This window comes from Streptomyces sp. NPDC005393 (assembly GCF_040606675.1).
Lineage (GTDB): Bacteria > Actinomycetota > Actinomycetes > Streptomycetales > Streptomycetaceae > Streptomyces.
Window position 1 is genome coordinate 1 of record NZ_JBEXFG010000058.1, and the last position, 13,760, is coordinate 13,760.

The following is a 13,760-nucleotide window of genomic DNA, read 5'->3' on the forward strand; positions in this document are numbered from 1 at the left end:
CACACCGGCCGAAGTGTTGAGTCAGTATCACGCCGCCCAACTCGTAGCGTAGAACGACAGCAATCAGACTGTCCGGAAAACGCAGGGCCCCTCAGTCTGCTGGTCCAGCCGGTTGCTGGTCTGGATCTCGTGGAGTTCGCGGGTGGGTAGCAGGGCCAGGGCCCTTGGCCGGGTGGCGGAGGTCGTGCACTGCGGGCGGACCGGGCAGGCCAGGCAGTCGGCCTTGGCGAACTTGACCTGAGAAGCCGTATCTTAACCGAACGTGATCGCTTGGTTTCCGCTGGTCAGGCATGGTCTAGCTCGGAATGAGGGAGGCATGCGGCGTCTTGTTTCCGTTCCATGAGCGAGGGGTGCGCGATGGCGTCGGTGTTGGGAATGCTGGAGGAGCGGGAGACAGATGCCCGGGTGCGGGTGGAAGGACTGCGGGAGGAAGTCGCGAGGCTGGCTGGGGTGTTGGAGGCCGCGGAGATCGAGCTGGACCGGCGGGTGATCGCGCGGGAGGAGCTGGTAGAGGCCCTGGCGGCCTCGGCTGCCGAGACCACCGCCGTGACCGAGGCGAAGGCGGAGACCGTGTCCTCGCCCGCGCCGGTGCCGGGCTCGATCGTGCCGCCTTGGCGCGAAGGACTGCCGGTGACGGTGCTGGCGCCGGACTATCAGCGGATTCTGGGCGTGCTGGAGGAGCGGCAGCCGGCGGGCCAGGGGCCGCTGAAGGCCAGGGAGATCACGGTTCAGCTGGGCTTGGAGACAACATCGGCGAAGGTCGAGGGGGTGCGCTCGAAGGCCCGGCGTCTGGCGGATCGCGGGTGGCTCGTGCAGGAGACGTCGGGGGCATTCAGCGTCGGCCGGCGGCCCGTGGCCGTGCCAGACGCCGGCTCATCCGCGTGACCATCGACCACCTGATCATCGCCTCGCTGCTGGCCGGCAACGTCTCGTAGTCCCGGGCCAGCCGGCGCGAATGCATCAACCACGCGAACGTACGCTCTGCCACCCAGCGCCTGGGCAGCACCACGAATCCCTCCATGTCATCGGTGCGTTTGACGATCTCCAAGGTCAGCGCGAGTTTCTGACGGCACCAGTCGACGAGGGAGCCGGTGTAGCCGCCGTCGGCCCAGACGAGGGTGATGTCGCGGTGCAGACGGCGCAGCCGCCTCAGCAGGCCCACGGCGGCATCCCGGTCGCCGATGTTCGCGGCGGTGACCGCGACGACCAGGAGCAGACCGAGCGTGTCGGTCACGATGTGCCGCTTACGCCCGGGCACCTTCTTCCCGCCGTCGTAGCCGCGTGAGGCGGCCGGCACCGTCGCGGCGGCCCGCACCGACTGCGCGTCGATGATTCCCGCCGTGGGCTCGGCCTCACGGCCCTCGCGCTCACGGACCTTCCCGCGTAGTCGGTCGTGGAACTCGGTGATCAGCCCGTGCTCGCGCCACCGGCGGAAGAAGGCGTAAACCCGGCCCCAGTCGGGGAAGTCCGCAGGCATCGCCCGCCACGAGATCCCGCCCGCGACCAGGTAGCGGATCGCGTCCAGCAGTTGGCGGTGGCAGTAGCCCTCGGGCTGCCCGCCTCTGCCCTGGAGCCAGGCCGGCACCGGCAGCAACGGCCGGATGGCCGCCCACTCCGCGTCCGTCATGTCCGACGGATACCGGCGTTCCCGGTCGGGATGGTCGGCCGCGTTGCCGTACACGTGCGCGAGGCAATCACACGATGGAGCAGCCGAGTTGAACTGGACGGGCTCGGACGCGTACAACAACGACACCAGGGCCTCCCGGCATTGCTTGGTTAGATTCGCATCCCCGAGCTACCGAGAGGCCCTGTCTTCATGCGCGCACAACGGGAAGATCACCCCGGCGGGAAACCTGTTCGACCCGCCCGTTCCATGATCGGTTGAGATACGGCTTCTGAATGTAGTGGTGTCCGCTGATGCGCAGCGATCCCCACTCCCGCCTGACCGCGCCCTGGGGGCAGGTGGCCTGCTGGTTGTCCCAGTCCACCGAGAAGGCGGACTTGTCGAAGCCGTCACCGCTCCTGGCCTGGCGGCTGTGGTCGGGCACCACGGGGCCCAGCAGGGTGACGCCGTGCACCCGGCGGGCGCGTTCGATCCGGGCCGCGGTGACGTAGGCGGCATCGACGACGTGTTCGGCCGGGGCCAGGCGGGCCCCGGCGAGGTCGTCGTGGATCCTTTCGGTGAGTTCGCCGTCCTGGACCGGGGCGATCGTGGTGGCCACGTGAACAACCACCTCGGGCCGGTCGGTGTCGCAGGTTTCGGTCAGGTGGGCCCCGTAGCCGCTCCAGGCGGTGTCCCGCTTGACGCAGTAGTGGGCGTCGGTGTCGTAAGGGGAATCGAACCGCAGCGAGGCCGGGGGCAGCGCGCGGCCGTCGCGCCAGCGCAGCCGCCCGGCCGCGTCCCAGTAGTAGTGGTGGACCCACACCTGCCGCAGGATCTCCACCTGCGGTAACGCCCGCAGCCGGGGCGGAGCGTCCAAGGCCCAGGCGGCGGCCAGGATCTTCTGGCCGTCCCGGCCGAAGGCCTCCGCCATCGCGGTGACCCCGGCCTTCCCGCCGGAAACCTTGCCGATCTCCACCTTGCGCCCGTAACGCTTGTCCCACTCCGGCTCGATCAAAGGAAGCAGCCAGTCGCCGTCGGCCTCGGCCACTTCCTCCAGTGCGGCCCGCACCGTCTCCCCGGCCAGCTCCAGCCGGCTGAGCGTGCGGACCGCCGCGAGCACATGGGTGGCATCGGTGCGCTGCCGGCCCCCGGGCTTCAGCAGTCCGGCTTCCACCAGCCGCTCGAGCATCACGCCCAGCAGCCGGTCAGCGGCATCCCCCTCGGCCAGCCGGGCCCGGAACTCACTGAGCACCGAGTAATCGAAGCCCGGATCTTCCAGTTCCAGGCCCAGCGCATACTTGAAGTCGATCCTGGTGCGCACCGCGTCTGCCGCGGCACGATCCGACAGGTTCTCCGCGAACTGCAGCACCGACACCCGCGCCAGCTGCCCCGGCGAGAACCCCGGACGGCCATCGGACGGATACAGGCCCGCGAACTCCTCATCCTCGAACAGCACATCCAGGCGGTCGCGCACCAGCATCGCCGGTGTCCCCTTCGGGCACGCCGCCCACGCCGTGCGCACCGTCCTCGCCGGAATCCGCTGGTAACTCCTTGGCCGCAACGACACCACTCCCACACCCCCAGAACCCGAGGCCACCCCGCACACCTCCAGCGAAGCACCAAACCGGCCGACCGTCAGCACCCCCTGGAGATCACGAACAGAGTCACGGCATTGGGCCTAGAGGGCATGCCGTCCGGAGGCCGGGCTCAGGCGTCGTCGTGGAGTTTGATCCATGCCAGGGTCGCGGAGCCGGGTTTCGGGTTCGTCCACGCGTACCTGCACGAGGCAAGGTAGTGCAGGGCATCTCCTTGCTTCAGCGAAAACTCCTGTTCCCCCACCGTGAAGTCGACCGCACCGTCGAGCACGAGTACCAGTTCCTCGCCGGACTGGGCCGGAGACCATTCGCTGCCACGGGAGCCAGGAGGAAGGGTCGCGATCACGCCGTTGACGCGGAACCGCTCGGCGGGACCGGAGATGTCCGCCAGTTCGACGCCGGTTCGGCGTGTTTTCATCACCCTGCGCTCGTCCGCTGGGGTGTAGACGGCTGAGGCCGGGTCGGTGGTCTCTTCCTCTATGAAATAGCCGACGGGCCGCTCCAAAGCGGAGGCAAGCTTCAGCAAGGTGGTCACCGTGGGCACCATGTTGCTCCGCTCGATCTTGTAGATCGCGGCCGCACTGACCTCTGCCCGGCTGGCCAGCTGCTGGAGGGACAGCCCCAGCTGCCCCCTCAGCTCCCGGACTTTGGGCCCGATGGCGCTCACGACGGCTTGCCAATGAGGTACCGGCCCGCTGGTACCCGACTCACCGGACGGCTCGGCCGGCGCAGCCGCCGTATGTCGTGTCGCCACGCGCTCGCTCCTTGGTCGTCACTCGTCCTGAAGACCTACTTTAGTAGATGGATCGAGTCGGATGGGGCACTCCGTTCGACTTCGCAGTTCCTTCCGCGGCCGGTGGGCCGGGACGCCGGTGCAACGGAGCAGGCGCTCGGCTGCCGCTGGTCGAACGCGGGTGTGGTCGCCAGCCGGGGCCGGAGGTACGTGATCGCGGATCGTTCAGGCGCGACGCTTGCGGTATCGCGGCACATGGTGGTTCCCTCTTGCGATATCCGCGGAGCGCTCTCACAGCCATGACGATGCCTCCCCCCGCCGGGCCGGTGTTGCAGCACCTCGCAACGTGCGGACACAAGGGACGGGGAGAGGGCAGACACCGGGTAATGGCGCAACTACTCTGCTGGACGTAGGAGGCCCCTGGGTGCAGGAGATGCGGTCGAATATGGTGCGTTTGCGTCTCATCGGCTCCTTCCGGATAGAGGGCGACCCCCTGAAGCCCATTCCGGCAGGCAAGGCCGGGCGCCTCCTCACGGTGCTCGCCGCACACCCCGGCCAGTTCCTGCCGCTGTCGCTGCTCATCGAGGCACTGTGGGCCGACGGGCCACCGGACAAGGCGGATCGCAACATCGCGGCCCTGATCAGCCGCTTGCGCCGTTCCCTCGGCCGGCAGCGCATCGAAGGCGGGCCCGGGGGCTACCGGCTGATCACCGACGAGAGCCTCACCGTCGACCTGGCCGAAGCGGAACGCTACGTGCGCACGGCGGAGCGTGAGCAGGCGCGTGGTGTGTGCGCAGTGGCGGCAACAGCCGCTGCCAGTGCCGCAGGCCTGCTGGCAGCGGATAAACCGTTGGCGAACGAGCCGGACGCACCCTGGGTCCACGAGGTGCGTCAGGTCGTCGATGGTCTTCTGCGACGTGCACGCGCGTGCAGTTGGACCGCCGCGCTTGAAATGGGCGAGGTCAGGACAGCTGTCGAGGCCGCATCTGCCGCGTTGACCAGTGACCCGTTCGACGAGGACGCCTGCCGGGCCGTCATGCGCGCCTATCGGCTCGGGGGCGAATCCGGTGCCGCGCTGGCCGCATACGAGCGTCTGCGGTCGTCTCTCGCCGAGGACCTCGGCGCCAATCCGGCCCCCGTCACCCAGGCGCTGTACCTGTCGGTGCTCCGCGGTGAGCCCCCGTCCACTCCCAGCCGCGCCATCGCAGGACGCCCACGGACTGCGACGTCCTCGCTCGTCGGGCGGGACACAGAACTGCAGAGCCTTCTCGACCGATGGTCGGAGGCCGTCCTCGGTCACGGTCAGGTCGTTCTGCTGGTGGGCGAGTCCGGCGTGGGAAAGAGCTCTCTGACCTCGGCACTCGCCCGACAGGTGAGTGCCAGTGGGGCCCTGGTCGTGACAACGGGGTGCTTCGAAGCCGAACGTTCGCTGTTTCTCCAGCCGTTCGTCGAGGCACTCCGCAGTGTCATCGCATGGCAGACCCCGCAGGCCGCGCGGGAGCTGTTCCGCGGGTGGAACGGCCCCTTGTCTGAGCTGGTGCCGGAGGTCGCCCGGCTCATCGGACCGGTGAACTACGAGCGCTATGAACGGGGTACGCCCGAGACGGAACACCGCAGGGCCCTGGAGGCCCTCGCAGCGGTCCTCGGACGGCTCACCGAGTCGCACCCCGTTCTGCTGATCATCGAGGAGCTGCAGCACGCCGGACAGTCGACCATCGAGGCCCTGCACTTCCTCACCACGCGGGTGACAGGGTGCCGGCTGCTCATCCTCGGGACGCTGGAAGCGGCCGAGGCCGCGCACATCACGGATTCGCTCGAAGGGTCCGTGACGCGCATCGGCATCGGGCCGCTCTCCCGTGCCGCCGTGCGCACCCTCGCCATGGAGGCCGGACTGCCCGTCGACGCGGACTGGTTGTACGAGTGGACCGGCGGGTCTCCGTATTACGTCACAGAACTCCTCCGACCCGGCCACGAGCTTTCCGCGGCGGGTCACATCCCGCCGGAGCACATGCCTACGTCCCTCCGCGATGCCGTCGCCCGCCGAATCAGCCACGCGGGGAGGGACGTCGGGCTCCTGCTCCAGCTGGGGGCCATCCTCGGAGTCGCATTCTCCCTTGACGATGTGGCCGCCCTGGGGGACCTGGGCGTCGAGGAGTGCATCCGCCGGGCCGAGAAGGCACAACGCGCCGGCCTGCTCGAGCCCAGTGGCGAGACCTTCCGCTTCTCCGGCCACATCATCCGCAAAGTGGCCTACGACTCTGCGTCCGAGCCCGTGCGCATCAGCCGGCACCGGCGCGCGGCGAAGCTTCTCGCCGCCCAACCGGAGGCGGCGGCACACCAGTTGGTGGCGGCAGGTGACTGGGCTCCGGCCGTTGAAGCGTGGTTGCGGGCCGCGGACGCCGCCCACCTGGCGTTTTCCAACCTCGAAGCCGAGCGGCTGCTCACGGAGGCGCTCGCCTCAGCGACACGGTCGGGAGACCGCAGGCTGCTCGCATCGGTCCGGCTCCGCCGCGGCCAGGTCCGGGCCGATCTGGGGCGGTACGACGCCGCACGGGAGGACCTCTCGACCACCATCGGGCTGGCCAGGGAACTCGGGGACGAGGGGCTGGAGGCCCGCTCCCTGGAGCAGCTCGGTTGGACCGCCCTGTATGCCCGCGACGCCCTCGCCGCCGTCGACCTGGCATCCCGCGCCAGCCATCTTGCGGAGTCGGCCGCGGCCGCCCCTGGAGCACTGCCGAGTTCGTTGCTCTTGCTGGGCCGGGTCCGTCACTGGGACGGCGACTACGCGGAGGCTGCCGAGGCCTACGAGCAGGTGTTGTCGGCTCAGACCGACGAAGCGACCAAGGCCATGGCCCTCGCCCAGAAGGGGGCCATGCTCCAGCACCTCGACCGCTTCGTCGACGCCCGTCGGGTCCTGGAGCGTGCGGTGCTCCTCTGCCAGGGCACCGGGTTGCTGCGCCCGTTGCTGCAAAGCCTGTTCTTCACCGCGCTCGCGCGCGGTGACGCGGGTGACTTCACGGGCGGGTTGCGCGCGCTCGAGCGGGCGCGCCGTCTGATCGACGCGGCCGGAGTGACGTACTACCGCGCCGGCATCGACACCGCGATGTCGTGGCTGTGGCGGGAGCTCGGCGAGGTGGGCCGGGCCAGGGAGATCGCCGAACGTGCCATCGAGTCCACTCGCCGGGGCGACGCACTCGAGCTCGAGCAGGAGATGCACGCGCGGCTGGCACTGGCCGACTGCGATCTCGTGCTGGGGAGGGAGGACGACGCGGCCGCACAGGTGGCCGCCGCTGTCCCCCTGCTCCAGGGAAGCATGCCGTTCCGGCCGCGCGCCGAACTGCGCCTCCTGGAGATGCAGGCCCGTTGGGACACGACCGCTGCTGAGTCCCTGCTGCAGACGGCGCGGAACGCCTCGTCCACGAAGTACGAGGCTCTTGCGCTGTGGCACCTCGAACGTCGCGAGGAAGCGGCGCGCACGGCGCTGCTGACCGGGTCGGACCTGGTGGTGGCGAGTGTGGGGACCTCGCGCGACGCCCAGCAGGCGGTCGAACGGATCTCGCAGGGCCTGCCGGCCGAGCTACGGAGCTCCTTCGTTGCTCATGGCCGGCTCCCCTTACTCGTCCGATCCCGCTGACCGGGGCGCAGCAAGCCTTCGCCCCGGCGGGCGAAGAGCGCGGCTTGCTGCGCCGGCCGGTGTTTGCGGTGCACGCTCACTCGCGGGCGCTCGCACCCTGTGCTGCGAGTTCGACAAGGCGCAACGCGCAGGCCGCCTCCAGCACGGTTCGTGCATGGATGAAGTCGTCCGGTTGCTCCATCGCATCAGCGGAGAGCGACTCCTCGGGCTTGCCGTCGACGCCCAACAGGTCCTCTATGCTTAGGCAGCTGGTCCGCAGCTCGGCGAGCACCCTCCCGACGCGCTGTACGGCCCGTTGATACGCCTCAGGGTTGGACAGGGCCAGCGGGTACAGCCGCTCCTCGGCAAGACGCCAGCGAGCCCGTGTCATTCGCATGTCCTGTGCTGTCATTCCTGGTTCGTTGCTGTGCATGGTTCCTCCTCGGCGCCCTCGCGTGCCTGCCGTCACCGCCATGGGAAAGGGCCCCCGGACGACGTGCGCTACCCGGGGGCCCACCGATACGACGACGATGACGTCAGTGACTGTGTGCGTGCTCGTGGCCGTGGTCGTAGCCGGCCGGCCGGTTGGCCAGCGTTTCCACGCGATCGATCACTTCGTCGGCGGAAAGCACTCCGGTGCCGATGACGACGTCTTCCAGCGCTTGCAGCCAGCAGCGGTAATAACTCCACTGCTCGTCGGCCGGATCGGCTTCCCACTCGTTGATGCGCGCGATGAGCCGGCGGCGGAAGTCCTCCCACTCGAAGGCGCGCTGATCGTGCAGGGTCACGGCCAGCCCGAACGCACGGCTCTCCCAGGGTTCGGCGAACAGCAGCTCGCCGTTCTGCCGGGGAAGCGCGGTCTTTCCTTCGGTCTCCAGCAAACTCTGCTGTACGGAATTCGAGGTCGGGCAGGTCATTGCACATCGCCTTCCGGGCTCGCGGACGCCCTGGCCACACCGACCATCGAGTCCCGGCTCACCAGGGCGACCAGCTCGTCCTCCGACAGGTTCTCCGTACCGGCCGGACGTTCCGGCAGCACCATGTAGCGCACTTCTGAGCTGCTGTCCCAGATCCTGATCTCGACGTCGTCGTCCAGGGTGAGTCCCATTTCGGCCAGCACCGTACGCGGCTCCCGCACCACGCGGGCACGGTAGGCAGGGTCCTTGTACCAGCTGGGCGGCAGTCCGAGCACCGGCCAGGGGTAACAGGAGCACAGGGTGCACACCACGACGTTGTGCACGGCCGGGGTGTTCTCGACCACGACGATGTGTTCGCCCTGTGGACCGCCGAAGCCCAACTCCTTGATCGCAGAGGTTCCCTCTGCGAGGAGGCGCTCGCGGTACTCCGTATCGGTCCAGGCTCGGGCCACCACCTTCGCACCGTTGAGGGGGCCGACGTCACGCTCGTAGGTCTGGATGAATTTCTCCATCACCGCCGGGTCCACCAGGCCGCGCTCGACGAGCAGTTGCTCGAGTGCTTCGGTGCGCACGGCGATCGGTGCGCGGTTGGCGATCGGGTCGTCGCTCACGCCACAGCCTCCAGGTAGCTCTCGTACAGGTCCGCGGTCAGTTCGAACTTCTCCGCTTCCGCGCCCCACAGCTCCTGCGAATCAAAGGTCACCGCGTATACGTGCTGGGCGTTTTCACCGAGGAAGTGGGCGTGCGTGTCCGGCAGCAGGGCCGCGGGACGGATCGACTGGATCAGGCAGGGACGCCGCCGCAGATAGCGGGCCAGCTTGGTGTGGCCGGCGGTCTGGAGGTCCTTGGTCATCACCCGTTCCCCGACCGAGAACTTCGGTGGATCGTCGATCGAGCGCAGCGACCCCGGTCCGGTCGGCTGGTAGTCGGGCTTGGTGGGTTCGGGGACCGGAGGTTCCTCGATCTTCTCGCCGGCGTTCGCCCTGATCCGCGCGTCCACCGCGTCCTTGGCGATGATGTTGCTGTCGGTGAGCAGGAGCTCTGCCGCGTACAGCCACCGCCCGTAGTAGCCGTCGACGAGGTAGTCGATCGGCTGCAGCCTCTCCAGCGCGTGCCGGAAGGCGTCGAGGTTCCTGCCTGACAGCCGCATGGACAGCAGGGACAGCGCGAAGGCCCTGCCTTCCCAGTGTTCCGCGAACACCGGTTCGGGAAGCGGGGGCGCAAGATCTCCCCACCCGTGCATGCCCCCCATGTCATGAATCCCGTCCAACGTACGCCACCTTTCCACCAACCCGTGTGAAGCCGGAACTCACCGTTCGCAACCGCCGTGGCGTGGGGCCGCCGACCGCCGCGGCGCGTCTGCAGGGGCGTGCCGCCCCCTCGGATGCGATCCCGACCGGATCGAACGGGGGCGGGACACCGGCCCGGATCCTGTCGGCGCCCCACCCCGAGACCGAGGCTCAGACCGTCCAGGTGTTCATCTGGAAGGCCTTCTCCCGCCATGCCGTGAGCGCCGTGTCGAGCACGTCCAGCGGGTGGAACGGTGTCACACCGGGGATCAGGTCGTCCTCGCGGAAACCGTACAGCGCGCCCAGAGCGAAGCGGCAGGCGTAGATCTTGCCGCCCTCCTTGAGGATCGTCTTCAGCTGGTTGCTGATCGCCATGTGGCCGGGGAACGCCTCCTGGCCCACCGCCGGGTAGCCGCGGGTGCCGGAGGCGAGGAGCACGCCCGGGCCGTACAGGATGACCGAGACGTCGAAGCCCTTGCGCAGCAGGCGGGTCGTGGTGAGCAGGTTCACCAGTCCGACCGAACCCTCGTAGGGCACCGTGTGGATGAAGATGTACGCCTTCTCACCCGGATTTGCCTGAATGTCGTCGAAGAGCTTCTCGTCCGAGTTGTACAGCGTCTCGCCTTCGTTGGGGAGTTCGGTGGTGATGGTCTTCGGCATGCGCTTTCCTCCTTGCGGGTTGTGAGTGGTGTGCTGCATCTCCTGCTCTGCGGGCCGCCGTCACACCACCGGGCCGGCCGGCCGCCTGGCGGCCGGCCACTGCTTGCGGTGGCTTCCCGGCATGAGCTTGAGGACCCAGGCGCGGAAGGCCCAGGGCAGGAGCCGATAGATGGGTGCGAAGATGCGCAGCCAGAAGAAGTCCTTGAGTCCCTCCGGCGGCCGAGGCCGGCGTGCACCGTACTGCTGTGCGACCTGTTGCTGCGCGGCGACGAGAAGGTAGTGCTCGGAGTTGGTGCGCAGCCACCTGGCGAAAGCCATGTCAGCCCTTTCCTGCGGCGTTCACGCCGTTCTGAGCCGCGACGGCGATGGGTTCGTTCAGTGCGCCGATCGCCGGCGAGTACACGTTCTCCATGACCGCGAGGTCGTTGAGGGTGAGCCCGAACTTGATGGCGGTGGCCAGGAAGTCGGCCCGCTCCTTGATGCCCTCGCCGCCGACCATCTGGGCTCCGATGAGGCGGAGCGATCCGGGCTCGGCCAGCAGCTTGACCCGGACCTTCTTCACACCCGGGTAGTACCGGGCCCGGGAGATGCCGTCCGCGGCACCGAGCACGTACGGGATGCCGAGCGCCTTCGCGGTCGTCTCGCCGAAGGACGCCCCGCCGATGATCCACTTGCCGGCCGGTGTTCCCCAGGGGATGTACACCGGCTGGTAGCTCTTGGAACCGCCGCCGGCGTTGAATCCGGCGACCTTTCCCTGTGCGTAGGCGTGGCTTCCGGTCAGGCCCTGCAGTCCGACACCGGTCACCCCGTGCGGCAGTTCCGCGCAGTCGCCCGCGGCGAAGACATCCGGGGCCGACGTCGCCATCCGCTCGTCGACGATCAGTCCGCCGGTCGGCCCGGTCTTGAGACCGGCCTGCGCGGCCAGCCTGTTCTCCGGCTCCTTGTGGGTCGCGACGACGGCGAAGTCCGCGGGCAGCTCTCCCTGCGAGGTCAGTACGCTGCGCACGCGTCCGGAACCGAGGAACGCCTTGAGGGTCGTGTTGAAGTGCAGCTTGACCCCGAGTTCGCGCCAGGACTCCTCGACGGGGGCCATGATGTCCGGGTCCGCCATCTCGGCCAGCGGCCACGGGTGCGGGTCGATCAGATGGGTCTCGATTCCGCGGTGCGCCAGCGCGGTGACCATCTCCAGGCCGAGCGGCGTGGCGTTCACCACGACGGCCACCTTCGCCCGGTCGATGACCTTGTCCCACTCCATCGCCTGACGGATGTTCTTCACGTAGTAGAGACCGTCGAGGTCACTGCCCGGCACCCCGGGATCGGCGTAGTGGAAGCCGGTCGCGATCACCAGCCGGTCCCACGAGACCTCGCCCTCACCCGCCACTTGGATGGTCTTCCTGCGGACGTCGATTGCGGTGACTTCCGTCTGATAGTGCACGTCGATGCCCGCGCGGACGTAGGCCTCCTTCTCCGCCAGGAACAGCGCTTCGAAGGTTTCGATCTCCTTGCCGTGCACATACGGGATGCCGCACGGGCTGTAGGCGACGTCCTCGAACTGCGTGTACACCACTACTTCGTTGGCGGGGTCGGCCGCCTTGACTCCTCCGGCGGCGCCCAGCCCCGCCGCTCCTCCACCCACCACTACGGTCTTGTGCGGCACCAGCACTCCTCTTGGCCACTCGGGAGGACGCCCCCCCGGAGGGCGTGCACTATAGATGACGGGAGTTGACTATACTCATAGCCCGTTGTCAAGAAGCCGTGCGCGACCGAGTTCCCGTGCCGTTCGCGTTCGCGAGGCGACGCCCCACGCCCCCGCATGACGTTGCCTATAGTAAAGATCCATACACTATGGAAGCATGTGGCGGTCCGCTCAGGAAAGGACGACCGACATGTCCCCAGTGCACACCGGGCCTTCGAAGGACTCGCCCACGCGTCAGGGCCTGCTCGCCGGCATCGTGGATGCCGTACGCACCCATCCCGGCATCGCGAACAAATCCGCGATCGGGTTGGTCACCGAGGTGCTCGGCAGGACCGACTGGCTGACCGGCCCCGGCGACGACGGGGCCGTGGTGGACGCCCTCGGCTCCACCGTCGTGGCCTGTGGGGAGGCCCTGCTGCCGGAGTTCGTGGCAACCGACCCGTACGGCGCGGGAGTTGCCGCGGTACTCACCAACGTCAACGACCTCGCCGCGATGGGAGCCCTCCCTCTTGGCATCGTGGACACCATCGTGGCGAACGAGCAGGTGGCCAGGACGGTGCTCGAGGGCATGCGCCACGCGTGCGAGCTCTACGACGTTCCGATCCTGGGCGGTCATCTGACCCCGCACACGGGATCGCCCTCGGTGTCGGCGTTCGGTGTGGGCGTGACGGCCCAGGCGCTCACGATCACCCGGGTGTCCCCGGGGCAGCGGCTGATGCTCGCCTGCGCCGTGGACGGCGAGATGCGCACCGACTTCCCGTTCTTCCGGTCGTTCGAAGCCCGCGGGAAACGCTGCGCCGGCGACGTGCGCGTCCTGGCCTCCGTGGCCGAGTCCGGCGCGTGCGTGGCCGCCAAGGACGTCAGCATGGCCGGACTGGTCGGTTCGCTCGCCATGCTCCTCGAATGGGGTGGCCACGGAGCCACGGTCGACCTCGACGCCCTGCCCACACCCGAGGGCGTGTCCCTGTCGGCGTGGCTGACCTGTTTCCCGAGTTTCGCATTCCTGTTGTGCGTTCCGGCCGGCCGCGAAGAGGACTGCGCAGCGCCGTTCCGCGACAGAGGCCTTGTCGCCTCCGTGATCGGGGAGATCGACGATTCGGGAACGGTGTCACTGCGCCTCGGCGACCAGACCGAGACCGTGATGGCCGTGACGGACTCGCCGGTGACCCGCCTGGACCGGACGTCGCCCGACCTGTCACCCGACGCGCCGCAGACGACGGGGGGTGCTCCGTGAGGAGTCGGTCGGTCCGGGCGACCTGGGAGGAAGGCCTGCGCTGCACGGTCGATGCCGGCGGATTCCCGTTGACCGTGGATGAGCCACGATCCGTCGGCGGGAGCGACCAGGGGCCGCAACCCACGGACCTGCTCCTCGCCTCCGTCTCATCCTGCTTCACCGTGGCCCTCGCCTACTGTGCGGCGCGGCAGGGGGTTGAGCTGGTCGATCTGCGGGTCACCGCGACGGGTGTGTACGACGGCCCGCGTTTCGCCTCGGTGCGCATCGAGGTTTCCTCGGGATGTGAACGAGCCGCCCTGACACAGCTCATCACGGCGGCGGAAAAGGTCTGCTACGTGACGAACACGCTGCGGCGGGCCCCCGAGATCGAGGTCGCCCTGGCCGAGGAGCCGAACCGGGCCGAGGTGCCGGACGCCTGAC

Annotated in this window: 14 protein-coding genes and 1 pseudogene; 4 read left to right on the forward strand and 11 right to left on the reverse strand. The window is 68.7% G+C overall.

Annotated elements, in window-relative coordinates:
• Positions 1-63: 63 nt before the first annotated feature.
• A pseudogene (locus ABZS71_RS31265) lies at positions 64-231 on the reverse strand (hypothetical protein); the annotation flags it as partial.
• A 126-nt stretch (positions 232-357) separates the two neighbouring features.
• On the opposite strand from ABZS71_RS31265, the gene ABZS71_RS31270 reads away from it, so the two are divergent.
• Positions 358-885 (forward strand): hypothetical protein, encoded by a 528-nt coding sequence (locus tag ABZS71_RS31270; RefSeq protein ID WP_355860971.1) that lies wholly within the window; start codon positions 358-360, stop codon positions 883-885.
• Here ABZS71_RS31270 and ABZS71_RS31275 read toward each other — a convergent pair.
• From ABZS71_RS31275 to ABZS71_RS31285, 3 genes are all read right to left on the reverse strand, one after another.
• Positions 833-1,627, reverse strand: a complete 795-nt coding sequence (locus ABZS71_RS31275; RefSeq protein ID WP_356215450.1) for an IS5 family transposase — start codon at positions 1,625-1,627, stop codon at positions 833-835. The genes ABZS71_RS31270 and ABZS71_RS31275 overlap by 53 nt on opposite strands.
• Before the next feature lie 187 nt (positions 1,628-1,814).
• Complete coding sequence (locus ABZS71_RS31280) at positions 1,815-3,083, reverse strand: transposase (protein ID WP_356215394.1); 1,269 nt, start codon at positions 3,081-3,083, stop codon at positions 1,815-1,817.
• 227 nt (positions 3,084-3,310) lie between these two features.
• Positions 3,311-3,865 (reverse strand): helix-turn-helix domain-containing protein, encoded by a 555-nt coding sequence (locus ABZS71_RS31285; protein WP_356215396.1) that lies wholly within the window; start codon positions 3,863-3,865, stop codon positions 3,311-3,313.
• 511 nt (positions 3,866-4,376) lie between these two features.
• Between ABZS71_RS31285 and ABZS71_RS31290 the strand changes: the two genes are divergently transcribed.
• Complete coding sequence (locus tag ABZS71_RS31290; RefSeq protein WP_356215398.1) at positions 4,377-7,565, forward strand: AAA family ATPase; 3,189 nt, start codon at positions 4,377-4,379, stop codon at positions 7,563-7,565.
• 76 nt (positions 7,566-7,641) lie between these two features.
• Here the strand turns inward: ABZS71_RS31290 and ABZS71_RS31295 are convergent, their stop codons facing one another.
• The 7 genes from ABZS71_RS31295 to ABZS71_RS31325 form a co-directional block, all read right to left on the reverse strand.
• Entirely contained in the window at positions 7,642-7,977 is a 336-nt protein-coding gene (locus ABZS71_RS31295; RefSeq protein ID WP_356215400.1) for a hypothetical protein, read from the reverse strand.
• 103 nt (positions 7,978-8,080) lie between these two features.
• Positions 8,081-8,461, reverse strand: a complete 381-nt coding sequence (locus ABZS71_RS31300; protein ID WP_356215402.1) for a nitrile hydratase accessory protein — start codon at positions 8,459-8,461, stop codon at positions 8,081-8,083.
• Positions 8,458-9,072 carry a nitrile hydratase subunit alpha gene (gene nthA / locus ABZS71_RS31305; RefSeq protein ID WP_356215404.1) on the reverse strand — a complete coding sequence of 205 codons (615 nt, stop codon included), beginning with the start codon at positions 9,070-9,072 and terminating at the stop codon, positions 8,458-8,460. The genes ABZS71_RS31300 and nthA overlap by 4 nt, the downstream gene beginning before the upstream one ends.
• Complete coding sequence (nthB, locus tag ABZS71_RS31310) at positions 9,069-9,749, reverse strand: nitrile hydratase subunit beta (protein WP_356215406.1); 681 nt, start codon at positions 9,747-9,749, stop codon at positions 9,069-9,071. Before nthB ends, nthA begins: the two co-directional genes overlap by 4 nt.
• 172 nt (positions 9,750-9,921) lie before the next feature.
• Positions 9,922-10,410 carry an MSMEG_0572/Sll0783 family nitrogen starvation response protein gene (locus ABZS71_RS31315; RefSeq protein ID WP_356215408.1) on the reverse strand — a complete coding sequence of 163 codons (489 nt, stop codon included), beginning with the start codon at positions 10,408-10,410 and terminating at the stop codon, positions 9,922-9,924.
• A gap of 60 nt (positions 10,411-10,470) precedes the next feature.
• A complete protein-coding gene (locus ABZS71_RS31320) occupies positions 10,471-10,728 on the reverse strand; it encodes a hypothetical protein (protein WP_356215410.1) in 258 nt (85 codons plus the stop codon).
• A gap of 1 nt (position 10,729) precedes the next feature.
• Positions 10,730-12,067, reverse strand: a complete 1,338-nt coding sequence (locus tag ABZS71_RS31325; protein ID WP_356215412.1) for an FAD-dependent oxidoreductase — start codon at positions 12,065-12,067, stop codon at positions 10,730-10,732.
• A gap of 229 nt (positions 12,068-12,296) precedes the next feature.
• On the opposite strand from ABZS71_RS31325, the gene ABZS71_RS31330 reads away from it, so the two are divergent.
• Together ABZS71_RS31330 and ABZS71_RS31335 are read left to right on the forward strand one after the other, a co-directional pair.
• Positions 12,297-13,340, forward strand: coding sequence for an AIR synthase related protein (locus ABZS71_RS31330; protein ID WP_356215414.1), 1,044 nt, complete (start codon positions 12,297-12,299; stop codon positions 13,338-13,340).
• 74 nt (positions 13,341-13,414) lie between these two features.
• Positions 13,415-13,759, forward strand: coding sequence for an OsmC family protein (locus ABZS71_RS31335; protein ID WP_356215416.1), 345 nt, complete (start codon positions 13,415-13,417; stop codon positions 13,757-13,759).
• Position 13,760 lies beyond the last annotated feature (1 nt).

Bases quoted from the DNA above. Each gene is read 5' to 3' on its own strand.
- ABZS71_RS31330 (WP_356215414.1), top strand. From the start codon at position 12,297: ATGTCCCCAGTGCACACCGGGCCTTCGAAGGACTCGCCCACGCGTCAG.
- ABZS71_RS31320 (WP_356215410.1), bottom strand. From the start codon at position 10,728: ATGGCTTTCGCCAGGTGGCTGCGCACCAACTCCGAGCACTACCTTCTC.
- ABZS71_RS31300 (WP_356215402.1), bottom strand. From the start codon at position 8,461: ATGACCTGCCCGACCTCGAATTCCGTACAGCAGAGTTTGCTGGAGACC.
- ABZS71_RS31315 (WP_356215408.1), bottom strand. From the start codon at position 10,410: ATGCCGAAGACCATCACCACCGAACTCCCCAACGAAGGCGAGACGCTG.
- ABZS71_RS31295 (WP_356215400.1), bottom strand. From the start codon at position 7,977: ATGCACAGCAACGAACCAGGAATGACAGCACAGGACATGCGAATGACA.
- ABZS71_RS31275 (WP_356215450.1), bottom strand. From the start codon at position 1,627: ATGACGGACGCGGAGTGGGCGGCCATCCGGCCGTTGCTGCCGGTGCCG.
- ABZS71_RS31280 (WP_356215394.1), bottom strand. From the start codon at position 3,083: ATGCTGGTGCGCGACCGCCTGGATGTGCTGTTCGAGGATGAGGAGTTC.
- ABZS71_RS31270 (WP_355860971.1), top strand. From the start codon at position 358: ATGGCGTCGGTGTTGGGAATGCTGGAGGAGCGGGAGACAGATGCCCGG.
- ABZS71_RS31290 (WP_356215398.1), top strand. From the start codon at position 4,377: ATGGTGCGTTTGCGTCTCATCGGCTCCTTCCGGATAGAGGGCGACCCC.